The organism is Paenibacillus sp. sg306046 (assembly GCF_059821225.1).
In genome coordinates this window covers 64,170-90,258 of sequence record NZ_JCAMRT010000022.1, presented here as the reverse complement: position 1 = coordinate 90,258, position 26,089 = coordinate 64,170, and the positions used below count along the sequence as shown (strand labels likewise).

The 26,089-nt window shown below is 55.2% G+C and carries 25 protein-coding genes; 19 read left to right on the top strand and 6 right to left on the bottom strand.

What is annotated here, in order from left to right; translation table 11 throughout:
- The 3 genes from AC6ROY_RS20360 to AC6ROY_RS20350 form a co-directional block, all read left to right on the top strand.
- Window positions 1–196 (top strand): hypothetical protein (locus tag AC6ROY_RS20360; RefSeq protein ID WP_500102437.1); only part of this gene is annotated, 196 nt, incomplete at its 5' end.
- Window positions 197–321: 125 nt separating this feature from the next.
- On the top strand, window positions 322–1,680 hold the full coding sequence (locus AC6ROY_RS20355; RefSeq protein WP_500102436.1) for an IS4 family transposase: 1,359 nt from the start codon (window positions 322–324) through the stop codon (window positions 1,678–1,680).
- A 30-nt stretch (window positions 1,681–1,710) separates the two neighbouring features.
- Window positions 1,711–2,163 carry a hypothetical protein gene (locus AC6ROY_RS20350; RefSeq protein WP_500102435.1) on the top strand — a complete coding sequence of 151 codons (453 nt, stop codon included), beginning with the start codon at window positions 1,711–1,713 and terminating at the stop codon, window positions 2,161–2,163.
- Between the two features lie 235 nt (window positions 2,164–2,398).
- Here the strand turns inward: AC6ROY_RS20350 and AC6ROY_RS20345 are convergent, their stop codons facing one another.
- From AC6ROY_RS20345 to AC6ROY_RS20335, 3 genes are all read right to left on the bottom strand, one after another.
- On the bottom strand, window positions 2,399–2,698 hold the full coding sequence (locus tag AC6ROY_RS20345; protein WP_500102434.1) for a hypothetical protein: 300 nt from the start codon (window positions 2,696–2,698) through the stop codon (window positions 2,399–2,401).
- Between the two features lie 134 nt (window positions 2,699–2,832).
- A complete protein-coding gene (locus AC6ROY_RS20340; protein WP_500102433.1) occupies window positions 2,833–3,039 on the bottom strand; it encodes a helix-turn-helix transcriptional regulator in 207 nt (68 codons plus the stop codon).
- A complete protein-coding gene (locus tag AC6ROY_RS20335; RefSeq protein ID WP_500102432.1) occupies window positions 3,032–3,487 on the bottom strand; it encodes a hypothetical protein in 456 nt (151 codons plus the stop codon). The genes AC6ROY_RS20340 and AC6ROY_RS20335 overlap by 8 nt, the downstream gene beginning before the upstream one ends.
- A 228-nt stretch (window positions 3,488–3,715) precedes the next feature.
- Here AC6ROY_RS20335 and AC6ROY_RS20330 point away from each other — a divergent pair, with 228 nt between their 5' ends.
- From AC6ROY_RS20330 to AC6ROY_RS20280, 11 genes are all read left to right on the top strand, one after another.
- A complete protein-coding gene (locus AC6ROY_RS20330) occupies window positions 3,716–4,615 on the top strand; it encodes a LysR family transcriptional regulator (protein ID WP_500102431.1) in 900 nt (299 codons plus the stop codon).
- Window positions 4,616–4,744: 129 nt separating this feature from the next.
- Window positions 4,745–5,578: a transporter substrate-binding domain-containing protein gene (locus AC6ROY_RS20325; RefSeq protein ID WP_500102430.1), complete on the top strand. Its 834-nt coding sequence runs from the start codon at window positions 4,745–4,747 to the stop codon at window positions 5,576–5,578.
- A gap of 28 nt (window positions 5,579–5,606) precedes the next feature.
- Window positions 5,607–6,302, top strand: a complete 696-nt coding sequence (locus AC6ROY_RS20320) for an amino acid ABC transporter permease (RefSeq protein ID WP_500102429.1) — start codon at window positions 5,607–5,609, stop codon at window positions 6,300–6,302.
- Complete coding sequence (locus tag AC6ROY_RS20315; RefSeq protein WP_500102428.1) at window positions 6,299–7,009, top strand: amino acid ABC transporter permease; 711 nt, start codon at window positions 6,299–6,301, stop codon at window positions 7,007–7,009. Before AC6ROY_RS20320 ends, AC6ROY_RS20315 begins: the two co-directional genes overlap by 4 nt.
- Entirely contained in the window at window positions 7,006–7,758 is a 753-nt protein-coding gene (locus AC6ROY_RS20310) for an amino acid ABC transporter ATP-binding protein (RefSeq protein ID WP_500102427.1), read from the top strand. The genes AC6ROY_RS20315 and AC6ROY_RS20310 overlap by 4 nt, the downstream gene beginning before the upstream one ends.
- A gap of 14 nt (window positions 7,759–7,772) precedes the next feature.
- Window positions 7,773–8,783, top strand: a complete 1,011-nt coding sequence (locus tag AC6ROY_RS20305; protein WP_500102426.1) for an LLM class flavin-dependent oxidoreductase — start codon at window positions 7,773–7,775, stop codon at window positions 8,781–8,783.
- Entirely contained in the window at window positions 8,780–9,955 is a 1,176-nt protein-coding gene (locus tag AC6ROY_RS20300; RefSeq protein ID WP_500102425.1) for an amidohydrolase, read from the top strand. The genes AC6ROY_RS20305 and AC6ROY_RS20300 overlap by 4 nt, the downstream gene beginning before the upstream one ends.
- A complete protein-coding gene (locus AC6ROY_RS20295) occupies window positions 9,948–10,451 on the top strand; it encodes a DinB family protein (protein ID WP_500102424.1) in 504 nt (167 codons plus the stop codon). The genes AC6ROY_RS20300 and AC6ROY_RS20295 overlap by 8 nt, the downstream gene beginning before the upstream one ends.
- Window positions 10,451–10,993, top strand: coding sequence for a GNAT family N-acetyltransferase (locus AC6ROY_RS20290; RefSeq protein WP_500102423.1), 543 nt, complete (start codon window positions 10,451–10,453; stop codon window positions 10,991–10,993). The genes AC6ROY_RS20295 and AC6ROY_RS20290 overlap by 1 nt, the downstream gene beginning before the upstream one ends.
- A 116-nt stretch (window positions 10,994–11,109) precedes the next feature.
- Window positions 11,110–12,450, top strand: coding sequence for an LLM class flavin-dependent oxidoreductase (locus AC6ROY_RS20285; RefSeq protein ID WP_500102422.1), 1,341 nt, complete (start codon window positions 11,110–11,112; stop codon window positions 12,448–12,450).
- A gap of 459 nt (window positions 12,451–12,909) precedes the next feature.
- Window positions 12,910–13,527: a stalk domain-containing protein gene (locus AC6ROY_RS20280; protein WP_500102421.1), complete on the top strand. Its 618-nt coding sequence runs from the start codon at window positions 12,910–12,912 to the stop codon at window positions 13,525–13,527.
- A gap of 126 nt (window positions 13,528–13,653) precedes the next feature.
- Here the strand turns inward: AC6ROY_RS20280 and AC6ROY_RS20275 are convergent, their stop codons facing one another.
- Window positions 13,654–15,348 (bottom strand): methyl-accepting chemotaxis protein, encoded by a 1,695-nt coding sequence (locus tag AC6ROY_RS20275; protein ID WP_500102420.1) that lies wholly within the window; start codon window positions 15,346–15,348, stop codon window positions 13,654–13,656.
- A 280-nt stretch (window positions 15,349–15,628) separates the two neighbouring features.
- Here AC6ROY_RS20275 and AC6ROY_RS20270 point away from each other — a divergent pair, with 280 nt between their 5' ends.
- The 5 genes from AC6ROY_RS20270 (at window position 15,629) to AC6ROY_RS20250 (ending at window position 23,906) form a co-directional block, all read left to right on the top strand.
- Window positions 15,629–17,350: an ABC transporter ATP-binding protein gene (locus AC6ROY_RS20270; RefSeq protein ID WP_500102419.1), complete on the top strand. Its 1,722-nt coding sequence runs from the start codon at window positions 15,629–15,631 to the stop codon at window positions 17,348–17,350.
- A gap of 607 nt (window positions 17,351–17,957) precedes the next feature.
- On the top strand, window positions 17,958–18,440 hold the full coding sequence (fur, locus tag AC6ROY_RS20265) for a ferric iron uptake transcriptional regulator (RefSeq protein WP_500102418.1): 483 nt from the start codon (window positions 17,958–17,960) through the stop codon (window positions 18,438–18,440).
- Window positions 18,441–18,556: 116 nt separating this feature from the next.
- Entirely contained in the window at window positions 18,557–22,006 is a 3,450-nt protein-coding gene (locus AC6ROY_RS20260) for a DEAD/DEAH box helicase (protein ID WP_500102417.1), read from the top strand.
- A gap of 183 nt (window positions 22,007–22,189) precedes the next feature.
- A complete protein-coding gene (locus AC6ROY_RS20255; protein ID WP_500102416.1) occupies window positions 22,190–22,546 on the top strand; it encodes a (2Fe-2S) ferredoxin domain-containing protein in 357 nt (118 codons plus the stop codon).
- A gap of 220 nt (window positions 22,547–22,766) precedes the next feature.
- The gene (locus AC6ROY_RS20250) at window positions 22,767–23,906 is read left to right on the top strand and encodes a polysaccharide deacetylase family protein (RefSeq protein ID WP_500102415.1); all 1,140 of its coding nucleotides are present in this window, start codon (window positions 22,767–22,769) and stop codon (window positions 23,904–23,906) included.
- A gap of 246 nt (window positions 23,907–24,152) precedes the next feature.
- Here AC6ROY_RS20250 and AC6ROY_RS20245 read toward each other — a convergent pair whose 3' ends face one another.
- Both AC6ROY_RS20245 and AC6ROY_RS20240 read right to left on the bottom strand, forming a co-directional pair.
- Complete coding sequence (locus tag AC6ROY_RS20245) at window positions 24,153–24,311, bottom strand: DUF1540 domain-containing protein (RefSeq protein WP_500102414.1); 159 nt, start codon at window positions 24,309–24,311, stop codon at window positions 24,153–24,155.
- A gap of 91 nt (window positions 24,312–24,402) precedes the next feature.
- Window positions 24,403–26,043, bottom strand: a complete 1,641-nt coding sequence (locus AC6ROY_RS20240; protein ID WP_500102413.1) for a diguanylate cyclase domain-containing protein — start codon at window positions 26,041–26,043, stop codon at window positions 24,403–24,405.
- Window positions 26,044–26,089: the final 46 nt, after the last annotated feature.

Genomic DNA, 26,089 nt, shown 5'->3' with positions numbered 1-26,089 from the left:
CATAATGAACTGGCCTTCAATTCAGTTACATCGTGCATTAAAGCCGATTTTCGTTCTGCGAAAGTTGAGTTATGAAGTATTAGATGAATATCTAACGCTGGTATCTGATTACGAAACAAGTGAAGAAGATGCTAGAAGATGTCTAGGTACATTTATTGTAAATGACTCAACTTTCGCAGATAAAAAATCGGCTTGAATCCTTGCAGCAGCAGGCATGATAAGCAATTCGATACCTGGCTTGCAAAATAGAAAAACACCACTTCGTTTGGTAAAGTGAGAGTATCGAGCAATCACTACCAGACAGAAGAGGTGTCTTCCATCATGATAAACGATCAGCCTGGTCTCAATCAACTGCCAAACGAATTAAAGCTTGCTTTTCAAGAACTGAATGTCCTAAAGTTTCTGCAGCAAGCCGGATTTCGCAAACGGTTTGGCTTCAGCCCAGCCCGATTGTTTCAACTCGTTTTCGTGTTGTTGTTTCATCAGAAGAACTGGTTTCGTTTGCTGGAGAGCAGCAAAGCCGACTCGTTTCCCGGCAAAGATGCCGTTTATCGCTTTCTCAATCATACCGGCTTTGCCTGGCGTCGCTTCCTGACTTTGTTCGGGGCAGCTGCCGTGCAGAAGGTAGATGCCTTGACCTCGGCGAATCGCGACTCCGTCTTCATCATCGATGATTCCATGTTTGAACGTAATCGCAGCAAAGCGGTCGAGTTGCTGGCCAGGTTCAAAGATCATGCCACCGGCACGTTTTACAAGGGGTTCCGCATGCTCACGCTGGGTTGGTCGGACGGCCATACCTTCTTGCCGCTTGATTTTGCGCTGCTGAGTTCCAGCAAATCGGCTATTAACGGCATGAACGCGAACATCGACAAACGGTCGCACGGCTACAAACGCCGTCAAGAGGCGCTGCTGCCGGCTCCGCAGGTCATCGTGTCCATGCTGGATCGGGCGCTGAAGGCAGGGACCCATGCCTCTTACGTCTTAATGGACAGTTGGTTTACCCATGCGCCGCTCATCGGCGAAATCGTGGCTCGCGGCCTCGATGTGATCGGCATGGTGAAGAATGACAACAAACGTTTCCTTATTCAAGGCCGGAAGCTGTCGCTCAAAGAACTGTACGCGGCGGCCTCTCCCCTCGTGAGCCAGAAACGCGGCATTCTCCGCTCAATCCAAACCGAGCTTCCTTCGGGTATTCCGGTTCGAGTCGTGTTTGTTCGTCATCGCTCGAAGAAAAACGAGTGGCTGGCGATTTTGGCGACCGATCTTACCCTCACCGTAGAAGACATCATCCGGATTTATGCCTTCCGCTGGGACATTGAGGTCTTTTTCAAGTGCACCAAATCACTGCTTCGCTTGCAAAAGGAGTTTCAAGGCCGTTCCTACGATTTGCTGATCAGCCATACGACGATTGTGTTTTCCCGATACATGCTACTGGCGTGGCAGCATAGGCAAAGCACGGACGCACGCTCTTTTGGCGGTTTGTTTTATTTGTTATGCGATGAAATCGGCACACTGGATTGGGTGGTTGCTTTGCAACAGTTGCTTGATTTGATCAACGAAGTAGCCAAGAAAGCAGGGAAAAAGCTATCCACTTTGATTGGGCGTCAACTTCAGCAATGGATTGCTGCCTTGCCCAGTTATATTAAGGCTTGTTTGCCGATTTCATGCTGCGAAAGTTGAGTAAATGATTTATTTAAAAAAGAAATTATCTTGCGACTTGCTCAATTCTCGGATAAACAAAGAGCTTTAAAGATACTGGTTGAGATCGGAGAATCTGATTGGGGAGAGCTACCAACGGAGTTTCAACCATTTGTTGAAGAAGTTCGTACTGCAATAAGAGTAAGAAATCGTACATTTTGTATTTCGCAATTTTTATATTTTGTTCATACTCATTGTCATGAATATTCAAATATTAGTAATATTTCTGTCCGTTACCCTAATCTACAGTCAGCAATAAACGATTGGGCATGGAGATTACCAAACAGTACGGAACATATAATTAATTCGAAAATTGTGACCTTACGGGAAGCAGAGGTGTTGATAAAATTAGGCCAATTACTGTATGAAAAAGGTCATTTAACACCAGTTGAAAAAGTAGGCCTTTATTCATCGTTTTTTGCAGGCCGTGACCCGATTGACGTGATGTTTACTTTGCCCCAATAACGCCTTGAGCTGCTTGATCAACCCAAAACAGACGGACGTGAGCCTCCCTGGGGCGCACTCCGTCTGTTTTTACTTTGCAGACGCACGGCTCCCCAGATCACCAGTATTGGCGGCAGCACTTGGTGTATAAGAGGGGCAAGCTGCAAATCCATCACAACAAATCCCAGCCCAATGAATACTGGATCGGCTGCACGCATGATTTCGGAGCTGCTCCTTAGGATCAGAGGCAAGCGGCTTAAGTAGTGGCGAATAGAGGGGCAGAACAGTGAAGCTCAAGTGCCCCGGTTTGTGGAAGAGTCATTTCAAGCCCTATTTTGCCCAGCAGCCCGTTGCGTAGTGCACGTTCCCCCTCCAGACCGGTCATCGTTTCCTCTAAATCTTTTATTGTAAGACCGCCATTCAAAATCAGCAGCGGCATCGGCTGAGGTTCATCCGGATAATCGCCATACAGATAACCGTCGAGATTAAAAGCGGCTTTGGCAGTGGTTGTATGGGCCAGAATATGTGCGGTGGCCGCGCCGCAAGGAATGCCCAACCAAAGCGATCCGTTCAGGATCGATCCGATTGGTGAGTAGCGAATTCGGTCCGCTAACAATCGCTTGAAAAGCTGGAAAAATCATCGGGATGATTAGGTGCGATCTTTGTCACGTTAACGATCATGTCCTTGCATTACTTCAAAATAAACAATTCCTCGACGGGAAGACCAAAAACTTTTGCCATCTTAATGGCCAGCACTGTACTTGGTATGAACTTGCCATTTTCTATCGTGTTGACCGTCTTTCTGGTGACCCCAATCAAATCCGCTAACTGTTCCTGGGTCAGATTCATTCTGGCTCGTTGCACCTTTATCGTATTTTCCAGAATATCTTCACTCATCGTCGAGCACCACATCTCGGTCAAGGATCAAGTAGCTTACCTGGGGAGAAATGACACCAATGAGAAGCAAGAGGTGTAAAACAAGCTGAATATTTAATGCCACATACAGGCTGAGCGCAAATAACGACACGATCAATCCTGAAGTTATCCAAAAGCCGATCGTAAAGCTCTTAAGTCGAAGCACTTGATAATACTCGTTATTTAATGATATGGCCAACGAGCGCTCTTTTTGGATGCGAAATGACAAGCTGACTATTTTTATGAGGTAGTAGGCCCAAACCAAGCTGCCCGTAACAGAAATAATGACAATGAAGCCTGTGATGAAGGTACCGGTGTCAACATGGAGATACCTGGTCAAAAAAGCCAGCTGCCATAGTAAAAAACCAATCAGGCTTCTTTTAATGAACGTTGTCCGATCCTTTTCCAGTCGGGTTGATTCAATAGACAAATAAATCTCCTCCTTATTTGTAACCTATAATACACATAATATCACCTTTAAGTTACAAAATCAAGGTTCAATCGCTGCTTAATTGGATGTCAATTGGCTGAACGATAAAGAGCGGCTCTTCCCCATTTCTAATATTGACAGAAGCAAGTGGGTTTGTTACTTTAAAACAAATAATTCACATCTTCATACTATGAATAAAGTGGATCATTCCCTTGCGAGGTGCTTGCTATGAATATCGAAAATATTGAAGCGTTTGTGTACGTCATTCATTGCGGGAGCTTTAACAAGGCGGCGGAGGCGCTGTTTTTGTCTCAGCCGTCGGTTACGGCGAGGATCAAATCGCTGGAGCAGGAGCTGAACTGCCAGCTCTTTGACCGGCTCGGCAAGCAGGTCCAAATTTCCGAGGACGGGAAACGGTTTCTGCCTTACGCGCAGCAGCTGCTGCTGGTGTATAAGACGGGCAAGCTGCAAATCCATCACAAAAAATCCCAGCCTAATGAATACCGGATCGGCTGCACGTTGTCTGTGTCGAATTACATGATTCCGGAGCTGCTTCCGTATTTGCAGAAGCGGTTTCCGGAGGCCAGCTACAAGCTGGTGACAGGCACAACGGATGATATTGTGAGCAAGGTGCTGAACAAGGAGGTCGATATCGGATTTGTGCGGAAGGCGCATCATCCGGGCCTGCAGTCCGTCAAATTTTATGTAGATCCGATTCGGTTGTACGTGTACAAGGATCATCCGTTTCTGAAGCAGCCGCTTGTTACGGCGGAGGAGGTGGCCCGGCAGCCGCTCGTTTTTTTTGAATGCGGGTCGCTCGACTGGCTGCGGATTCACCGGGTATTTGATTCGCTGGAGCAGCCGCCGAATATCCGGATTCAGACCGATAATTCCGAGATGGCCCGCAAGCTGATCATCCACAAGTCAGGCATCGGCTTTTTACCGGATTTGTGCGCCCGTCACGAGGCGGCGGAAGGGCTTCTTTATCCGCTGCTGCTGCCCGAAACGGAAGGAATCGCCCTGCAGACGAATTTGGTCGCTTGCCCAGGCGAGCATACCGAGCTGGTCGAAGCGGCGGCTGCGTTCGGCAAACGATTTTCTGCATCGGATTATTCAATCAGCTTATAGAAGTTCTCTATTAGGGAAGCCATTGACGCTAGTGGGACTCGGGTGATAAAGTGTAGTCAACACTAATTCATACTTTACAGGTAGGAATTATGAGAATAATTTACATTTTGCGATGGCGGGGGAACGAACATGAAAAAATGGCTCAAAGTATCTATGGTGTTGGCATTTGCGACGGCGCTGGCCGGATGCGGAACAAGCGGCGAAAGCAAGGAAGCGGCAGTAACAGCGACGGGCGGCTCTGCGGCAAAAGCGACAAAAATTGTCGTCGGCACGGGCACGCAATTTCCGAACGTTTGCTTTATTGATACAAACGGCAAGCTGACAGGCTATGACGTCGAGCTGGTGCGGGAAATCGACAAGCGGCTGGACGATTACGAATTTGAATTCCAGACCCTTGAATTTACGAATCTGCTGCTTAGCCTGGAAACGAAAAAAATTGATATGGTTGCGCATGAGATGGAGAAAAATCCGGAGCGGGAAGCTAAATATTTGTTCAATAAGGAGCCGTATTCGCACTGGAGAAATAAGGTTGCCGTCGCGAAAACAAATGACACGGTCCGTTCGCTCGACGATTTGAAGGGCAAGAAGGTGCTGACGACAGCGACTAGCGCGCAGGCGATCATTTTGGAAAACTACAATAAGAAAAACAACAATGCGATTCAGCTCGTGTACCAGAACGGCGGCGCCAATGACTCGGTGCAGCAGGTGACGACGGGCCGTGTCGAAGCGTTTCTGTCGGCGGACTTCACGCTGCCGCTCGTTGATCCGGAAGGCAAGCTCAAGCTGGTAGGACCGGCGCTCAGCGAATCCAATACGTTGTTTATGTTCCGCAAAAATGATCCCGAGCAGCAAAAGCTGGCGGACCGGATCGACGTCGCGCTGAAGGAAATTAAGGCGGACGGCACGCTGACGAAGCTGAGCAAGCAATGGCTGGGCGGAGACTATACAACCAAGGAATCCTAAGATCATTCAATGAAAGGCAGGCAGCCGCATGGGAGCATCGTTTGAAATCAGCTATGTGTTCGATTACCTGGTAAAGCTGCTTCCTGCCATACCGGTTACGCTGCAAATTGTAGCATGCTCGATTGTACTCGGGCTGGGCGTCGGCTTCATCGTCGCCCTCCCGCAGCTTTACCAGATTCCGGTTGCCCGGCAGCTGTCGCGCATCTATTTATCCTTTTTTCGCGGCACGCCGATTTTGATCCAGCTGTTTCTGTTTTATTACGGTCTGCCGGAGCTGCTCAAGCTCGCTCAGATCGACGCTGCGAAAATCCCGGCATTGTATTACGTCATCTTCACTTATGCGCTCCATAGCGGGGCGTACATGGCCGAAATGATTCGCGCCGCTGTCGGCGCGATTGACCGCGGGCAGGTCGAGGCTGCTTACAGTGTCGGCATGACGGGGCCGCAAGCATTTATCCGCATCGTGCTGCCGCAGGCGTTGGCGGTTGCGCTGCCTGTCTTCGCCAATCTCGTTATTGCAAACCTCAAGGACACGTCGCTGGCCTTCTCGCTGGGCATGATGGAGCTGACCGGCAAATCGCAGACGCTGGCCGTGATGTCCAGACATTTCGCCGAAACGTACATTTCGCTGGCAATCATTTATTTCATCATCAGCTTTGGACTTGAGAAGCTGTTCCGTCTGCTGGAACGCAGGCTGATGCGGAAGGGGCTGGCAACGGGATGACACTGGATGCTTCCTTTATATGGACCGCCTTCGTGGAGCTGCTGGACGCGATTCCAACCGCCTTGGCGATTACGGCCGTCTCGGTGTGCTGCGGCTTGTTGATCGGCACAGCAACGGCGCTGCTTCGCGAGTATCGGGTTCCTCTGCTGCACCAGCTAGCGACGGCGTACGTCACCTTTATTCGGGGAACGCCGATGCTGACGCATCTGCTGCTCATTTATTTCGGCTTGCCGCTGCTGGTGGATGGGGTAGCCGAAGCATGGGGGCTAAGCTTTCGTTCCGTTCAGATTCCGATGATCGGCTTTGCTTTTATTTCGTTTTCCATCACGGCTGGCGCCTACATGTCGGAGGTTGTCCGTTCAGGCATGCTTGCCGTGAACAAAGGCCAGATGGAAGCGGCGTATTCCGTCGGGATGACAACCGGGCAGGCGCTGTGGCGCATCGTGCTGCCGCAAGCCTTTGCGGCCAGCTTGCCGAACCTGTCCAATATGATCATCGGGATGCTGCACGGCTCGACGCTGGCCTTCACCGTATCGGTTGTGGAAATTAATGCGAAGGCACAAATCGTCGCAACGACGAACTGGAGGTTTTTCGAGTCTTACGTCGCTGCGGCGCTTATTTTCTGGGCGCTGACGTTTCTGATCGAGCGGCTGACCGCACTGGCCGAGAAACGGTTCAACACGTACAACCGGGGAGGCGTATCATGATCAAGCTGCAACATATTCGGAAAAGCTTCGGACGCACGGAGGTGCTCAAGGGGATCGACCTGACGATTCATAAGGGTGAAGTGGTCGCGATTCTCGGACCGAGCGGCTCCGGCAAAACGACGCTGCTGCGCTGCATCAACTACCTGGAGAAGCCAAGCGACGGGCAAATTACGATTGGCGATTTTACGCTTGACTGCAAGCGCCCCGGCAAAAAAGAGATTCACACCTTGCGCCAGAAATCGGCGATGGTGTTTCAGCAATACCATTTGTTCCGGCATAAGACGGCGCTGGAAAACGTGATGGAAGGGCTGCTGGTCGTGAAAAAGCTGCCCAAGGAGGAGGCGCGGAAGCGAAGCGTCGCCCTGCTGGAGAAGGTCGGACTCGGCGGCAAGCTGGATGCCTACCCGAGCGAGCTGTCCGGCGGACAGCAGCAGCGTGTCGGCATTGCGCGAGCGCTGGCGCTGAACCCCGAGGTCATTCTGTTCGACGAGCCGACCTCGGCGCTGGACCCGGAGCTGGTTGGCGAGGTGCTGGCGGTGATCCGCAGCATCGCGAGAGAAGGAATTACGATGGTCATCGTTACCCATGAGATGGGCTTTGCGCAGGATGTCGCCAATCATGTCGTGTTTATGGACGGCGGCGTCATTGTGGAGGAAGGCAGTCCGAAGGAGCTGTTCCGCTCGCCCAAGGAGGAGCGTACGAAGCAGTTTCTCAAGCGCATTACACCGGAACTCAGTTATTCCATTTGAAGGAGGCTTATCGGATGTCATTTACGTTCGGTATTTTGGATCAAAGTATTATTTTTCCCGGTCAAACGGCTCCCGAGGCGCTCGGCAATACGGTCAAGCTTGCGCAGCTGGCGGAAGGACTCGGCTATGTGCGCTTCTGGGTAGCGGAGCATCATGATTCGCCGCAGATGGCCGGCTCCTCGCCGGAGGTGCTGATTGCTTACTTGCTGGCGCACACCCGCAGCATCAAGATCGGCTCGGGCGGTGTGATGCTGCAGCATTACAGCCCGTACAAGGTCGCGGAAAACTTCAACCTGCTCGCGACGCTCGCTCCGGGCCGGGTTGAGCTGGGCATCGGGCGGGCGCCAGGCGGCTTGCCGCGCTCGACGCGGGCGCTGCAGAAAAGCGTCGCGGAGCCGGATACGCTGGAGGCGAAGCTGACGGAGCTGAAGCAGCTGCTCGCAGGTCCGACGGGCGCGGACCATCCGCTTGCCGGGCTGCAGGCGAGCCCGCTGCCATCCCAGCCTGCGGATATTTATGTGCTGGGCACAAGCTTGTCCAGCGCAGAGCTGGCGGCGTCGCAAGGGCTGCCGTATGCGTTCGCGCTGTTTATCAACAATGATCCGCAGACGGCCAAGGCCGCCTTTGACCTTTATCGTTCCAGGTTCAACCGGACGCAGGGCCGCGAGCCGCAGGCGATTCTTGCTTTATCGGTGATCGCTGCGAATACGGAGGAGGAAGCCCAGGAGCTGGCGGGCCAGCATAAGAGTGTCCGGGTGATGCTCGCCAGCGGCAAAACGGTCAATGTCGCCTCGCTGGAGCAGGCAGCCGAGTTTGCCCGTCAGGCCGGAGAGGACTATACAGCGGAGGAGCGCGACGCCGATATTACGCGCGGCACGAAGGAGTCGGTGCGTCGCCGGCTGCTGGAGATTGCCGAAGAATACGGCATTCATAATTTTGTATTTACGACGATTGTGCCGGATTTCGCCAAACGCGTGCGTTCGTTCGAGCTGGTGCAGGAAGCGTTCGCGGAGGAGCTGGTGTGAGCGCGGTGGCGGAAACGGCGCTGGCGCAGCGGCTGACCGCGATCCGACGGCAGCTTCACGCGCAGCCGGAGCTGTCCGGCGAGGAGTTCGCCACCTCGGAGGCGATCCGCAAGTGGCTGTCCGAGGCGGGTATCCGCGTGGTCGACTATGGCTTGAAGACCGGCGTGATCGCCGAAATCGGCGGCGGCTCCGGCGGGCCGACTGTCGCGCTGCGGGCGGACATCGACGCGCTGCCGATTCAGGAGGAGACGGGACTGCCGTTCTCCTCTGCGATTGACGGCCGGATGCATGCTTGCGGCCATGATTTTCATACGGCTGCGCTGCTGGGCGCCGCCTTTCTATTGAAGCAGCGGGAGGCGGCGCTGACGGGTACTGTGCGGCTGCTGTTTCAGCCCGCCGAGGAGAAGGCGACGGGCGCGAAGCAGCTGCTTGCACGCGGAGCGCTCGATGGTGTTGATGCGGTGTTCGGCATCCACAACAAGCCGGATTTGCCGGTTGGCACGGTAGGCGTACGCAGCGGGCCATTGATGGCGGCAGCCGACGGCTTCATCGTGACGGTGGACGGCCTCGGCACGCATGCCGCTGCGCCCGAGGCGGGGCTTGACCCGGTTGTCACGGCCGCTCATATCATTACGGCGCTGCAAACGATCGTGAGCCGCAATGTCAGTGCGCTGGACAGCGCCGTGGTCAGCGTCACGAGGCTGCATGTCGGGACGGCATGGAATGTGATTGCCGATGAGGCCGTATTCGACGGTACGATCCGGACGTTCGACGGGGAAGTCAGGCGAAAGGTGCGCAAGCGCTTCGAGCAGGTCGTGCATGGGGTGGCAGCCGCCTTCGGCACGGCAGCGCGGGTGAAGTGGCAGGAAGGGCCGCCTGCCGTCGTCAATGATGCGCGCTGGGCTGCTGTGGCTGCCCGTACGGCGGTGTCGCAGCAGATGGCCGTCGTTGAGCCGCAGCCGTCACCGGCGGGCGAGGATTTTGCTTTTTACTTGCAGGCAACGCCGGGCGCGTTTCTGTTTATCGGCACAGACGGCCCGCAGCAATGGCACCATCCGGCATTTGATGTCAATGAAGCGGCGCTTCCGTCCACGGCGGAGCTGCTGGCCGCGCTGGCGGCGGATGCGCTGAGCGAGCTTAATTTCAGCCAAGGAGGCAACAGCCATGAGTGAGCATGCAGCGGTAGAGGCAGCGGGAGCAGCGATTGAGGCTTACTTGCAAGCCTATGATGAAATTGAGAAGGAAATTGCAGAGCTGACCGAGGAGCAGCTGCGTTGGAAGGCGGCTCCTGCGTCGTGGAGCGTGACGGAGGTGCTGACGCATCTGGTCGATCACAGCATCGTCGTGTCATTCCGGCTGCGCGAAATTTTGGCAGGCTCGCCGGTACGTCTGCCTGCCTTTGATCAGGATGCATGGGTGGCGGGGCAGAAGGCCAATCAGGAGGACGTTCCGCATATTTTGGCCGCTGCCCATGCGCTGGTGCAATATAACGCGCGTCTGCTGGGAAGGCTGACCGACCAGGAATGGAGTAAAAGCGGAATCAATGCGAAGGGCGAGCCGGTGGCGATTGCGACGATCATCACGGCCTTTGTTGCCCATGTCCAGACCCATCTGGCGCAAATTCGCAGAATCAAGCGGGAAGAAGCCAGCGGAAAGCAGGGAAGCTGATGAGCAGCAGTCAAGTGATCGTCAGACAAGCGGAGGCTGTGGATCGCAGTGCGCTGGAGGCGGTGCTGCTGGATGCGTACGGCGAATATGAAGCGGTGCTGTCCGAGCAGCGCTGGCAAGAATACAAGGCGAGCATCCTGCTGGCCATCGACGACCCGCAGAGCGTCAAGCTGGTCGCCGAGCTGAACGGCGCGGTGATTGGCAGCGTGTTTTTGTTTGATTCCTCGGAGACGGCTTACGGCCGTTCCGAGCTTGACATTCAGTCGCCGATTATCCGGCTGCTGGCCGTGGAGCGCCAGGCGCGCGGCGCAGGCGCGGCGACGGAGCTGATCCGTGCAAGCGCCAGGCTGGCGCGTGAGCAAGGCGCGGCCACCTTGCATTTGCATACGTCGGATATGATGGCGGCTGCTGTCCGGCTGTACGAACGGCTTGGCTTCGAGCGGGCATACGACAAGGAATTTATGAACGGCGATATTTTGGTCAAGAGCTACCGCCTGCATCTGGCGCAAGCCTCGCTGCTGCAGGAGCAGGAAGCCGGGTAAGCGTTCATGTCGCGATCTGATTGGCGATCATCATGTAGGCAAGGTGCAAGGAATGCACGTAAACTAGGACACAGCGGCTGCAGGATAACTGCGGCGCGCTTCAGGAGGGCTTCAGTATGGGAAGACGCAAGCAGATTAAATTCGGGGCCATCATTCACGGGGTCGGGGGCAATATTGCCGGCTGGAGACATCCCGAGGTTCCGGCAGATGCAAGTGTCAGCCTGGATTTCTACAAGCAGCAGGCGTTGACCGCGGAGCGCGGGAAGTTCGATCTGGTGTTTATCGCTGACGGCTTATACATTAATGAAAAGTCGATCCCTCATTTTCTGAATCGGTTTGAGCCGCTGACCATCTTATCCGCACTGGCGGCGGTGACGTCGCGAATCGGTCTGGTCGGCACGTTGTCCAGCTCGTACAGCGAGCCGTTTAATGTAGCGCGGCAGTTTGCGTCGCTGGACCAAATCAGCGGCGGGCGAGCCGGGTGGAACGTTGTTACCTCGCCGCTCGAAGGCTCAGCCGGGAATTTCGGCAGAAAGGATCATCCGACGCATAGCGAGCGCTATGAAATTGCCGAGGAATTTCTGGAAGTGGCGCGCGGCTTATGGGATTCGTGGGAGGATGACGCGTTTGTACGCGATAAGGCGTCCGGCGTCTTTTTCGATCCGTCGAAGCTGCATCGCCTGAATCATAAAGGCAAGCATTTTTCCGTGCAGGGTCCGTTGAATATCGCACGCTCCAAGCAAGGGCAGCCGGTTATTTTCCAGGCCGGGTCATCGGAAAGCGGCAAAGCGCTGGCAGGCAAAGGAGCCGACGCCGTATTCACGGGGCATGAAACGATTGAGGATGCTAAGGCGTTCTACCGCGACGTGAAGCAGCGCGCCATTCAGGAGGGCCGTTCCGCTGACGACATTGCCATTATGCCGGGCATCGGGCCGATTATCGGCCGGACGGAAGAGGAGGCGGAGCGCAAGTACGAAGAGCTGGCCGCACTCGTTTCGATTGAAAATGCGCTGAATTTCCTGGGCCGCTTCTTCGAGCATCACGACTTCTCCCAGTATCCGCTTGATGAGCCGTTTCCGGAGCTGGGCGAGCTGGGCCGCAACAGCTTCCGCAGCGGTACGGATAAAATCAAGCAAACGGCCAAGGCCGAAGGGCTGACGCTGCGCCAGGTCGCACTGCGATCGGCAACGCCGCGCAGTTCGTTTATCGGCACGCCGGAGAACATCGCCGATCTCATCCAGCAATGGCATGAGGAGGAGGCCGCCGACGGCTTCATTATTCATACGCATCTGCCGGCAGGCTTGAATGACTTCGTCGAGCTGGTCGTGCCGATTTTACAGGAGCGCGGCATTTACCGCACGGAGTACGAAGCGGACACCTTGCGCGGCAATCTGGGCCTGCCGATTCCGGCCAACCGCTACACGGAGCAAAAAACGGCGCTGGAGCAGGCGCTGTAAAGGCTGCTAGAGCGATCACGGCTTGTGCTGGCGCTAGGGGAAGTCAAGAGGCCAGGCTAGAGACTGATGCGATGCAGCTGCGGAAACTGACCACTGTCCGAAGCCGATCATGCTGAGCGCCTGATGTCAAAAGTGAAATGAGAAAGCTTTCACCTACGCGTTTGCCGTGGGTGAAAGCTATTTTTGTGTGGTGTGGATGGACTGGCATAAGCATAGTAGGTGTAAGTGCAAGTAGATGTACTTCGTACAGAATATACAATCCGCATGTCAGGTGAAAATATTGGAATTATATAAATATTATTTACAAATTTGTTATAATTAGTTTTGTTGATAAAAAAGGAGGCTTAAAACTATTGATTACATGTTTAGAAATGATAAGAAATTCATGAGTTGTTCAACATGAACTATTCGTACAACTGTAAAGTCATACAGACCTATAGATGACTGAGGTGATAGTAGTTGAAGGGGAAGATAAAACTTAAAAAGTTAAACATTATACTGTTTAGTTGTTTATTAATGATACTAAGTACAAGGATAGACAGCATTCTTGCTAAATCTAAAGATACCATTGAGGTTTTCTTACATTCATCAACGATAAAAGTGAATAAAACGATGTTCGTACTGCCCCCTGAAAATCCGGCTTTTATCTACAATAACACAACTTATGTGCCTTTGAGACTTCTTGCTGAAAACATGGATTATGTTGTTTCATATTCTGAAAACACGCGTGAAATAAATGTCGATTGGTACTGCGGGTTTAAAGAGCTGCAATTAAACAAAAATCGCTCAATTTGCATCATTGATACTTTAGTTGACCTGCCTGAGAATGTACATGTTGCAGGGTTCGTTACACATATAGATGGATCGGACATAAATGTGGAAAGATATTTGCCCGCCATTCAATTAAAAAGTGGTGATTCGATGATTCTGATTAATACAAGAAATGGAATCGTAGTTAGTGAAACATTGGCACAAGGAAATAAATCTGCGTTTGATTTCGTTTATCCTTACGTTTCCGGATTTCTTGTTGGTGACCGGGAGATCATAAGTCTTTTTCAGAAGTCGCAATTACAATAATAGTGAACCAAGCAGCAGTTTTCGGATGGCATGTTCAAGAGCGCTCATGATCGAGCGGGTTGCTTTTTCACAATGGAGGTGAAATCATATACAAAGTGGACGAGGCGGCTATAGAACGTAAGCTCGTCACACCTTGAACCGACCAACAGTCAGCTGCAGCTGATCGGCGATCTGGGAGAGCGAGGTCGCGGCGGAGGATACCTCCTTCATGGACGAAAGCTGCTCCTCCGTAGAAGCCGTCACTTGCTCCGTCCCGGCTGCCGCGCTTTCGGTCACCTCCGAAATGACTTTCATTGAATCGGTCATTTGCTCGACGCCTGCGGTCATTTGCCGGATGGCGGAAGATATTTCCCCGGTGCCTACGGCTACGTCGTGAACGGCTTGCCGGATGTGCTCGAACGATTGCCCGGCCACATGCACGGTATGGATGCCTGCCTGTACCTCTGTCGTAACGGTAGTCATGGATTGCGCGGCTTTGTCAACGCCCCCTGTTATGGAGGCAATCAGGGACGATATTTGGCTGGTGGACTCCGCAGCCTGCTGTGACAGCTTTCGCACCTCTGCTGCGACGACCTCGAAGCCGCGCCCGTGCTCGCCCGCCCGAGCGGCTTCGATGGATGCGTTGAGCGCAAGCAGATTGGTCTGTGCCGAGATGTCCGCAATCGTGCTTGCAATTTGGCGAATTTCCTGGGAATGTCCGCCAAGCTCTTCGACGATTGCGTTGAGATTCTTTACCTTGTGCTGGATCGCATTCATTTGTTCAATGGTGGTCGCAATGGATTGATGGCCAAGCTCGGCTTTTTGGGAGGCTTCTTCAGCCTTGGCAGATGCGCTTTGGGTGCTTGCTGCGATTTGCTGGAAGCCTGCTGACATCTCGCTTGTCGTCTGCAGGCTGTCGGTCACCAGCGACACTTGCGTATCCGAGCCGCTTGCAAGGGACTGCATGGTGGAGGCGATTTGCCCGGTAACGGACGTCGCCTGCTCTGCGCTGGCCGTCAGCTCCTCGGCAGCCGCAGCTACTTGCGAGGAGCCTTCATTGACCTGGGTAATCATGGTTTTCAGGTTGTTGGTCATCCTATTAAAGCTGCTGGCAAGCTTGCCAAGCTCATCGTTGCTTTTCATCATCATTTTTTCGACGGTTAAATCGCCTCCGGCGATTTTTTCGGCAACCCGGGAAATGGCTGACAGCGGAGTAGCAATCAGTTTGCCCATCACCAACGCTATGGCGACGCCTGACACAATTGCGGCGAGGCCCAGACCGAAAATGAGATTTTGCATGGTTACGCTTTTTCTTTCGGCATCGGTGACGCCGGTTTGGAGCTGTTCGGACTGAAACGCAATCATCTCATCCGTCGCTTTTTCCAGCGCGATAATTTGGTTTCGAGTCCGGTTAATAATGAAGTCCTGGACGGCTTGTGTGTTATTTTGCTTTTTATACTCAACCAGCTGCATAGAAAGCGCATAATATTCGGCTTCCAGTGTGCCGGTCTGAGCCAACAGCTTTTGCATCGTTTCCGACGTTGAAATTTGTTTCATGTGGGCGAGCGACTCGACAAACTTGGCATGCGTCGAGTTGATGCTGCTTAACGAAATATCGTCGCCGAGCAGCGCATAGCCCCGTACAGCCACCTGCTGGGCTTTTACGTCGGTCAGCATATCCTTGGCTTTGACCATTTTTGCTGCCCGGTCATCGATGAGCTGGGTGTACGTGCTGTTCAGCGAGATCGCCTGGTACAAGCCGAGGGCAATAATCATAAGCAGTAAAGCAAGCACGACGGCGAAGCCTGATAATAGTTTAATGCGGATTGAGATGTTTTTCATGATCTTCCCCCATTATATAATGTAATCATTACAACTAACGGACTCATCATATCATATGGGGTGCTTTAAGACCATTACAAAAGTCCTTGCAATGGGTGCGAGCATCATCATAATTAAACTTTACCCACTCCACGAACGCTCCGACTCTGGACGCTTCCTGCGCTTTCCATTATAATGATAACTATTCTCATTTAGGCCGACAAAAAGCTGATTCCTGCGCCAAACCTGTAGCAAAGCTTACCAGGGGGCAGGAATACAGTCAGAAGGAGCGTGCAGCAAAGTGATTCACAGGTTTTTATCGTATTACAGGCCCTACAAAGGGTTATTTATGCTGGACTTCGGGTGCGCGGTGGTCGCGGGCTTGCTGGAGCTTGGATTTCCGCTGATCATCCAGCGGTTTATTGACCAGCTGCTGCCGAATGAGGCATGGTCGCTGATTATCGCAGCGTCGCTGGGCCTGCTTGGCTTGTATGTGTTGAATACGTTCCTTATGTACATCGTCAACTATTGGGGCCATATGCTGGGCATCAACATTGAGACGGATATGCGTAAAAAGCTGTTCGAGCATATTCAGAAGCTGTCCTTCCGGTTTTTCGACAATACGAAAACGGGACACCTGATGTCGCGGCTGACCAACGACATGATGCAGATTGGCGAGATGGCGCATCATGGTCCTGAGGATTTGTTTATCGCCGTGATGACATTGACCGGGGCGTTTGGATTGATGCTGATGATCAACTGGAAGCTGGCGGTAATGACGTTTATTATTGTGCCGGCGATTATTTGGCTGGTCGTTTACTTTAATGGAAAGATGACGAAGGCGATTCAGCAGCTGTTTGGCGATATCGGCGAATTTAATGCCCGCGTCGAAAATAACGTCGGCGGCATTCGTGTCGTCCAGGCGTTTTCCAACGAGGATTACGAGCAGAAGCAGTTTGCGGTCGCAAACAGCCGGTTCAGGCTGACGAAGCTGCTGTCCTACAAGCTGATCGCCAAAAACGGCTCGATCAGTTATATGATGATGCGGTTTGTCACGTTGTTTGTGATGGTGTGCGGCACGTATTTTGTGATTCAGAAGGAGCTGAGCTACGGCCAGTTTATGGGCTTTCTGCTGCTGACAAATGTATTTTTCCGCCCAATTGAAAAAATAAACGCGATTATCGAAAGTTATCCGCAGGGCATCGCCGGATTCAAGCGGTATATCGAGCTGCTCGATACAGCGCCGGATGTGGCGGATGCGCCTGACGCGGTGGAGCTTGGGCCGCTGCAACGGGACATCCGGTTTGATAACGTCTCGTTTGGCTATGAAGCCGATGCCGACGTGCTTCACGGCATTCAGCTGACGATCCGCAAAGGAGAAACGGTGGCGTTTGTCGGCCCTTCCGGCGCGGGCAAGACGACGCTGTGCAGCTTGCTGCCGCGGTTTTATGAAGTGACCGGAGGCGCGATTCGGGTGGACGGGACAGACATCCGCGAGGTGAAGCTGGAGTCGCTGCGCCGCCAGATCGGCATCGTGCAGCAGGACGTCTATTTATTTGCCGGGACGATCCGTGAAAATATATTGTACGGCAAGCTCGGCGCTTCGGAGCAGGAGGTGTGGGAGGCGGCGCGTCGGGCCCGGCTGGACGCGTTTATCCGCTCACAGCCCGACGGGCTGGAGACGGTCATCGGCGAGCGGGGCGTGAAGCTGTCCGGCGGGCAAAAGCAGCGGCTGGCGATTGCCCGGATGTTTCTGAAAAATCCGCCTATCCTCATTCTTGACGAGGCGACCTCGGCGCTGGATACGGAAACGGAGGCAGTTATTCAGCAGTCGCTCGCCGAATTGTCTGCCGGGCGGACGACGCTGGTCATCGCTCACCGGCTAGCGACGATTCGCAATGCGGATCGGATCGTCGTTGTGACGGAGCAAGGGATCAGCGAGCAGGGACGGCATCAGGAGCTGGTGGCGGCGGGCGGGGTGTACAGCCGGCTGCATCATGCGCAATTCGGAACCGGAGGATAAGTGCCGACCGGCAACGCGGGCGGAGCAAACCGGCTGCAGCTGGGAGCTGCAGTGCAGCGCCTCAATGCAAGTTTCCGGCAGGGGCTGGCAAGAGCCGCGCCGCTGTCGGCTGCAGCCGCACGCCAGCGCGCTCAAACGAATTACTGCCCGTGTCAGGGAGAAAATGACTGAAAGACGATGGACCCAAAAAAGACGACCATGAAGGTCGTCTTGGTAAAAAACGAAGGAAGCCAGTTCGATTAGCCGAACATCTCGACGATTGTTTTAACGAGCAGGATTGGTAATGCAGCAAACCCAACGACGCCAAAAATCATACCTTTTACAACAGCTTTGATGTTTTCCATGATTTTCATCTCCAAACTGTCTATTTATTTTGTCTATTATGTGAACATTGTAAGGAATAATTGTGTAAATGTCAACGATAAATATTTTAGTAATAAAACATAAAGCTGTTACATGACAGATAGGAAAGGGGTGTGCTAAACTAGAATAATGCTAAACTAGCGGCAGGTGGGCATAACGCTTATATCGTGCAGCCTGGATAAGATGCTGATTTTTTCGTAATTTTTACAGCATAGAGCATCCGCTATACGAGGAGGTGTCCCTAATGTTAAACATTGTGGACGAGATTGACAAAATAAAACAGCAGATGATGCTGAAGGGCTACAAGCTCACGCCTCAGCGAGCGGCTACAGTCCGGGTGCTGCTGGAAAATGAGCAGGATCATTTGAGCGCCGAGGACGTCTTTATGATCGTCAGGGAGCGGTATCCTGATATCGGGCTGGCGACGGTATACCGGACGCTGGAGCTGCTGACGGAGCTGCATATTGTAGAGAAAATGAATTTCGGCGACGGCGTGGCCCGCTTCGACCTGCGCAGCGAGGAGCATGAGCATATGCATCACCATCTCGTATGCCATACGTGCGGAGCGTTGGAGGAAATCAAGGACGACTGGCTGACGGAGCTGGAAGAGCGGCTGCAGCGTGAATATGGATTTCAGGTAACGGATCATCGGCTTGATTTTATCGGGATCTATCATGCCTGTAAGCGCGGAGACTGCAAAAAGAAGGGCGGCAAGGCGGTATCCTGATGCCTGCCCGGCGGTCTCCGCTAATCTTGTCTTGCCCGCTGCTCCGGCTGTTCCGGGGGCGGGCAAGCTGCTTTTCCAGGGATACATAGATTTATCGCAAGCAAGGGAGCTGAGGCATGATGAGCGTTCAGCTGACGCAACGGATGATCAGGCAAGTATGCGGCCCGGCATCATTCAAGAAGGGAGCGGCGCTTGAACGGCAGGGTCGGGTGACGCCCCGGCCGTCGGATGAGCCGCTTTACGAGGCTGTCGTCGGGGCAGCCGGCGGCGCGTTTCATGTTTGTGTCGAGCTTACCGCAAGCGGGCAGGTGGAGGTGGGCTGCACCTGTCCTTCTTTTCCGCGTCAGGAGCAATTTTGCGAGCATGTCGCGGCAGTGCTGCTGCACAGGCTGCAAGCAGAGGGCGGCTCATCGGCCGCAGAGCATGAGCATGCAGCTGATGAAGCAAGGACAAGGGCAGCGGGAACGGCCGATACAGCCGGGACGGCGAGAAGGGGGCAAGCTGCCGAGAGGGTGAAAAACGCCGGAGCGGCTAAACTGGCGGGCAATGCGCGGCTGGAGGGGCGAGCAGGAGCGGAGCGCACGGGCGCGACCGTGCCGGATGCGGGCAACGCAGCGCTGCTGGCCCAGCGTGTGCTTGGCGTGTTCGCTCGTCCGCCGCTCAAGCGGCTCAGTACCGGCGTGCTGCTCGACAAGCGGACCGAGCTGCGGATGGAGGTTACGCTTAGCCCGTTTTCATGCGGTCCCGGTCAGTACATGCCGGGTTTGGAGCTGAGGCTGGGCCCGGAGCCGCTTTATGTCGTCTCCCGGATCAGGGAGCTGCTGGAGCATATCGGCGCGCAGACGGTTTACCGGGTATCGAGGCATTTCACCTACGACCCGGAGCTGCACCGCTTTTGCGAGGAGGATCATGCGGTGATCGGGCAGCTGCTCCGTATTTTGCGCAACGAGCAGCTGTATCGGAGAACGATCAGCTTGTATCCGTCGCATGATCCGGGTGCAAGCGGGGACCGTGTGCTGCTCATTCCACCGGATTCCTGGGACGCGCTGCTGCCGCTGCTTCGGCGGCTTCCCGTCGCTAGGCTTGTGCGCCCGGGGATGAAGCCTGCTCCGCTGCAGGTGGCGGCCGGTCAGCTGCCGCTTGCGTTCGAGTTCGACGAGCGGCAGGGAGACGGAGCAGCTGACGGTTATGTGCTTACCGTGCATGGACAAGACAGCTTGCTGGCGCTGCCGGATTACGGGGTCGTATGGACGCAGGATCGGCTGCTGGAGCTGCCCGACGACGCAGGCGGAAGACTGGCTGAGCTGTTGGCCGCGCTGCAAGCGGCCGGGGAGCGTCAGGTCGCGATTCCGGCGGACCGGATGGGGGCCTTCATGGACAAGGTGGTTCCCGGGCTGATGAAGCTGGGTCCGGTGCGGATTACGCAGGCGATTTCGGACCGGGTGCTGCAGGTGGAGCTGCGCGCCAGACTGTATCTGGACCGGGTGAAGGAAAAGCTGCTGGCCGGTCTGGAGTTTCAATACGGCGATATTGTCATTAATCCGCTGGAGCCGGAGCAAGGCAAGCGCGGAGCCGACCGCATCCTGATGCGGGACGGAGAAAAAGAGCGGCGGATTATGGAGCTGCTCGGTCTTGCGCCGTTTTCCAGACGGGAAAGCGGGTATGTGCTGGAGGGAGAAGCGGAGGAATTTGCATTTTTCGCCGATATTTTGCCGCAGCTGGAGCCGCTGGTGGATGTATATGCAACGTCGGCGGTCAAGGTCAGGGTGCTGGCCGCGCCCGTTCCGCCACGTATCAGGGTTGATGTGGATGAACGGGTCGATTGGCTGGAGTGCCGCTTCGAGCTGGAGGGCATTCCCGAAGCGGACATTCGCGAGCTGCTGCTTGCGCTGGAGGAGAAGCGCCGGTACTACCGGCTGCCGAACGGTTCTCTGCTGCCGCTGGAAACGGCGGAGTTTCAGCAGCTGGTTCGTTTTCTCAATGAGCTGGGCGCACGTAAAGGAGATTGGACGGATGGCATGATCCGGCTGCCCGCGATCCGCGGGCTAAGCTTGAGCGATTCAACGGAGCTTGGGCATCCGGTACGCTTTGGAAAATCGCTGCGCCGGATGCTGGAGCATCTGCGCAATCCTGACCACCTCGACTTCCCGGTTCCCGAGCCTTTGCAGGGCGTGCTGCGCGACTACCAGGCGTACGGATTTCAATGGATGAAAACGCTGGCTCATTACGGACTTGGCGGTATTCTCGCCGATGAGATGGGGCTTGGCAAAACGGTGCAAAGCGTGGCGTTTCTCGTATCGGCGCTGCCCGAAATTCGCCAAGCATCCAGGCCCGCGCTCATCGTTTGTCCGGCATCGCTCGTGTACAATTGGCGCCGTGAGCTGAGCCGGTTTGCCCCGGACGTGCAAGCGATTGTCATCGACGGCAGCCCGGCTGAACGCGGCGTATTGCTCGCGCGGGCCGACAAGGCGGATGTCGTCATAACTTCGTATCCGCTGCTGCGTCAGGATGTGGAAGCGTACGCCGGGCGTGTATTCCATGCGATGATTTTGGACGAGGCGCAAGCGTTCAAAAACAATGCGACCCAGACGGCTCGTGCGGTCAAGTCGATCCAGGCCAAGCACCGCTTTGCGCTGACAGGAACGCCTGTGGAAAACGGGCTGGACGAGCTGTGGTCGATTTTTGATATTGTGTTTCCGGCGTTGTTCCCTGATAAGCAAACCTTCAGCTGGCTGACGCGTGAAACCATCGCCCGGCGAATTCGTCCGTTTTTGCTGCGGCGGCGCAAGTCCGATGTACTTCAGGAGCTGCCGGACAAAGTGGAAACCGTCCACACGTCCGCCTTGCTGCCGGAGCAGAAAAAGCTGTATACCGTCTATTTGGCCAAGCTGCAAAAAGAAGCGCTCAAGCATCTGAATGAGGATTGCTTTCACGAAAACAGAATCAAAATACTGGCCGGCTTGACCCGGCTGCGTCAGGTGTGCTGTCACCCTGCGTTGTTTGTGCAAGGGTACGAGGGGAGCTCGGCCAAGTTCGAGCAGCTGCTGGAGCTTGTCGAGGAGTGCCGCGCTGCCGGAAAGCGGCTGCTTGTGTTTTCCCAGTTCACGGAGATGCTGCGGCTGATCAGCAGGGAGCTGGCTTATCGCGGCTTGCCGTTTTTTTACCTGGACGGCGCTACGCCGTCTGCGGAGCGGGTGGAGCTATGCGACCGGTTTAATGCGGGGGAGCGCGACCTTTTCCTGATTTCGTTGAAGGCGGGCGGAACCGGGCTGAATTTGACAGGCGCAGATACCGTTATTTTGTACGATCTATGGTGGAACCCGGCGGTGGAGCAGCAGGCCGCCGACCGCGCCCATCGGATCGGGCAAAAACGGGTGGTGCAGGTCATCCGTCTCGTCGCGCAAGGGACGGTTGAGGAGAAAATCGTGGAGCTGCAGCAGCGCAAGCGGGATTTGATTGACGCGGTTATCGAGCCGGGGCCGGAATCGCTGGGCGGATTAACGACGCAGGAGCTGCGCGAGCTGTTGATGCTGGAGCTGGAGCAGGAGCCGCGAGCTGGCGAGTAAGCTGATTGAGGCGAGGCATGGGCCGGGCGAATAGACTGAGTGAGGCGGCGTGGGCCGGTTAATTAGGCGAGTGAGGTAGGGCGCGGGTCGGGCGAAAGGGCGAGTCAGGTCCGGCTGCGGCTTGCCTGAGCCGGCTTACGCGCTGCTGCCAAGGAACATAAAGCGGAGGGGGGAGTTGGCTTCGTGGCAACATGGAATTTGCAGGAAACCCGGTGTCACCTGTTTATCTGCAACGGGGGCAGCTGCATGCGCGGGCAAGGCGAGGAGGTTACTCTCGCGATCCGTGAGGAAATCAGCCGACTTGAGGCGGATCACCTGATCCACACAACCCGGACCCGGTGCAACGGACGGTGTACAGACGCATGTGTCGTCATCGCTTACCCGGAAGGCGTATGGTATAAGGGCATTACGCCGGAGCTGGGCAAGCAGCTGGTGCAGCGCCAGCTTCAGGGAGAGCGGCTGACGGAGCAGGTCGTGTACACGTTCGACGGGACGTTTGTCGCAGCCGGCACTTCGATGACGGGCCAGGCGAAGCCGTAACGGCGACGTCGACATCGCACGCAGCGTCCGCAGCGCCATTTGCCCAAAGGCGATTGAGAAAGCATCCGTCACGATAAAGCGCAAAACACATGGAAATGGAAGCAGCAGGCAGGAATTGACTGACAGGCAGCGAATGAGTATGCATCCCCGATTATAACGGATCTTCGTCTCCTGAATCGCAGCATCACGACCATCGCGACGAGATCGGAAAGGTGTCCGGATGCGTAACTCATGGGTTGGAAGCATGACTGGCTTGTTTGTTGCGGTACTTTTTCTTTGGTTGGCGTCTGGACAGGCAGCCCTGGCTGAGACGGAGGCAGCCGACAAGCCGCTGCTGATTGTTGTCAATGACCAGCGGCTTGATTTCGGCGTCGGCGCAACGGGTCCGGAAATACAAGGGAAGGTGTCCTTTGCTCCCGTCCGGGCGCTTGCGAAAGCGCTGCAGGTGAGCCTGGAGGAGAAGGACGATGAGGTTCGTCTTATGAAAGGGGAACGGACGCTGGTGCTGCGTTATCTGGCGAACCAGGCTGTGAACGACCGCGGGCAAACGTTCATCATGTGGCAATTTCTCCGCGACGGCACCTTGCTTGCGCCTGCCGCTTACTTGGGCACGTATTTCGGCTATGAGGCTGCAGGCTTTCCCGACCTGCCGATGCTGCGGCTCAAAAATAACGAAGCGGTCTTGAGCGACGAGCAGCTGGCGCAGCGGGAGCAGACCCGACTGGAGGAGGAGCGCGAGGCGCGCAAGCCGGTCATTTACCTCACCTTCGATGACGGTCCGTCCAAAAGCACGCCGGAGCTGCTGGATCAATTAAAAGCGTATAAGGCCAAGGCAACCTTCTTCATGCTCGGTCCGCCGATGAAGGCGTTTCCTGATGCGGTGCGGCGGCTTGTCGAGGAAGGACATCAAGCAGGCTTGCATGGCATGACCCATGAGAAGGAGAAGTTTTACAAATCGCCGCAAAGCGCATTAGCCGAGATGGATCAAGCCAATCAGCAGCTGTCGCAGGCGGCGGGCAGCAAAACAAAGCTGATCCGCACACCGTACGGCAGCAAGCCGTCGTTTACGGCAGCCTATCGCGATGTAACGGCGGAAGCCGGTTATCGGCTGTGGGACTGGAATGTCGATTCGCGGGACTGGACCTATACGCATGAGCCGGAGCAAATGATCGAGCCTGTGCTGGCCGACATACGCCGGCTGCGCGAGAAGCGGCTGACGCCGGTTGTGCTGTTCCATGACCACGAGGCGACTGTACGTGTGCTGCCCCGCATTTTGCAGGCGCTGCAAGCCGAAGGGTACCGCTTTGCCGCCATCGGCCAGGAGCAGGAGCCGCTTAACTTCTGGAAGGATACCCGCTAGACGCGGCTTGTGCTGTGAAGTGGAGTTGACCCTGCAGCCTCAGGCGCTTCGTGAGACGTACGAAGAAGCTATCCTGATCATATGAGATACGAGGCATAATGAAGGACCCCAGCCTCCACGCTTACGTGGCAGCCGAGGTCCTCTTTGGTTTTGATTGCGGATCTTGTGTCCGCCGTGCCGCAGCGTCGAACAGACGAGAGGTCAGCCCTGGGCTGGACTCATGATCTGCTTCGGCCGCCAGTTTCGTTACAAGCGCGCTTCAAACGTCTTGCAATCCGTTTCTTCGGAACGGCGTGCCTTGCCGCCATCATGGTGGCTGACCACATAAATCGAGGACGCGGTACAGGAGTTGCCTGCCGCCCAGAACTTACAGGCATTTACTTCACACAATACATCCTTGGCCATATCGGTTTCACCTCCTTTGCTTTAACAGCATTGGCGAAACCGGTACGGTTTTATACGTTTGCGCTGCCCATAATTTGGATAGCGAGCTTGATCAGGCTGATTGATCGGCCGTATGCAGCGTAAACTTGTTTTTCCCGCCGCGTTTCGACGCATACAACGCTTCATCGGCCAACGCGATCAGCTGCTCGGCTGTCTCCCCTTGGCCCGGATAAAGCGAGCCGCCGACGCTGCAGCCGATGCTGACCGAGTGGTCGCCGAGCTCGAACGGCTTGTTCAGCAGCGAAATAACTTGCCCGGCCGTCGATTCCGCGATGCGCTGCGGCTCCGGATGGGCGGATTTCAAGATGATCAGAAATTCATCCCCGCCAAGCCGGGCGGTCAAGTCTCCGGGGCCAGGCACCTGAACGAGCCGCTGCGCGACCTGCTGCAGCAGCAGGTCGCCGACCGGATGGCCCAGTGTGTCATTGACTTTCTTGAACCCATCGAGGTCCAGATACAGAAAAATCAGCGATTCGCCGGGCTTGACCAGCGGCAGCGTCCGCTCCATGTACGCCTCCAGCGCCGTTCGGTTCGGAAGCGCGGTCAGATGGTCATAATGCGCGAGATTATGCATCGTCCCGAGCTGCGACTGCGTCCGGGTCAGCGAATCGACCAGATTGCGCAAGGATACGGCCAGCAGATGAACATCCTTGATTTGCTTGAAGTCCGGAATTTCAACCTCTTCGCCCGCTCTGAGCCGGTCGGCTGCCAGCGCGATCCGCTGAAGCGGACGGGACAGCGCTCTGGCGACTACCCAGCCGGCCAGCGCAAACAGGACAGAGGCCGCAATACCGACCAGCAAAATATACGTGCGCAGCTGCTGCACCGAGGCGAAAGCCGTGGATAACGGCTGCCGGACCAGGACGGTCCAGCCGAGTCCAGGGTAGTTCCCATACCCGTCGCCGTAGGCATAGCCGGTCAGGTACGTTTTCCCATCCGGCCAAGGCTCAAGCTCCCAGCCGCTGTCGCCGTTTGTCTGGGCGTTGACGATGCTGCTCATGTTGAGCGGCTGGCCGACAAGTGCAGCCGGGCCAAGCAGCACCGTATTGTCCCGCTTGCTGATAATCATCAGCTCCAGGTCCTTGTTGTAGCGCAATTGGGGAGCCAAGATCGTTTTTTCGACCTCGCGCGACCATTCCCAGCTCATATGGGCGGCAAGCACGCCGACCAGCTCGTTATTTTTGTTGCGCACGGGTACGCTGATGTCTACAAATTGCAGCGGCTCGCCGCTCGGATTCGGCAGCAGCTTGGCGAGCAGAACAGCCTCGTGCACGTCGCCGATAAACTTGCCTTGCAGCGCCTCCTTGTAGACGGGGCGGGCGGACAAATCCGCTCCCAGCAAAATGCCGCCTGTGGAAGCGAGCACTTTGCCGCGGGCGTCCATCCAGCCCACCCAGGAGAAGGAAGGGAAGCTGCTTTGCAGCTGGTCCAGCAGCAGCTGGGCGCTGGCCGTATGCCCTTCCTCCCGAAATACATCCATGCTGGCGAGTATATCAATTTCCCCGGAACGGGACCACATGAAATGATCGAGATTGTCGGACATCTGGTACGCCGTGGCAGCAAGGGATTGTCCGATTTCATTTTTGACAGTTTGGCTTGATCGTTCCTCAATAACCAGGCTCAGTACGATACATAATACAAATACAAAGATCGAAAATGCAGCCATAAGGCAGGTTCGAAGTGTGATGGACATAGGACGGCCCCCTGGCAGCGTATGGATGACTTCCACATCGTTCACG